This is a genomic window from Ruegeria sp. AL12 (genome assembly GCF_056540885.1).
In genome coordinates this window covers 1-562 of the sequence record NZ_JBQFXN010000190.1, presented here as the reverse complement: position 1 = coordinate 562, position 562 = coordinate 1, and the positions used below count along the sequence as shown (strand labels likewise).

The following is a 562-nucleotide window of genomic DNA, read 5'->3' as shown; positions in this document are numbered from 1 at the left end:
CCGAAGTGTTCCAGCGCAACATCATGGCATCGGGTGTGGTGCCGCAGATCAGCGTAATCATGGGGCCCTGCGCGGGTGGTGCGGTGTACAGCCCGGCGATGACCGACTTTATCTTCATGGTCAAAGACACCTCTTACATGTTCGTGACCGGCCCGGATGTGGTGAAGACCGTAACCAACGAAGTGGTGACTGCCGAGGAACTGGGGGGGGCCTCGACCCATACCAAGAAATCCTCGGTCGCTGATGGCGCGTTCGAAAACGACGTCGAAGCTTTGGCCGAGGTGCGGCGCCTGGTGGACTTCCTGCCCCTCAACAACCGCGAAAAGCCGCCCGTGCGCCCGTTCTTTGACGAACCCGGCCGGATCGAGGCTTCGCTGGACACTCTTGTGCCAGAGAATCCGAACACGCCCTACGACATGAAGGAACTCATCGCCAAAGTGGCGGACGAGGGCGATTTCTATGAAATTCAGGAAGATTTTGCCAAGAACATCATTACCGGGTTCATCCGGCTGGAAGGTCAGACCGTAGGCGTCGTCGCAAACCAGCCGATGGTGCTGGCCGG

Annotated in this window: 1 protein-coding gene; it reads left to right on the top strand. The window is 59.1% G+C overall.

What is annotated here, in order from left to right; genetic code table 11:
• Window positions 1-562, top strand: a 562-nt coding sequence (locus tag ACR0C6_RS22145; protein ID WP_480621349.1) for a carboxyl transferase domain-containing protein, incomplete at both ends; no start/stop codon positions are given.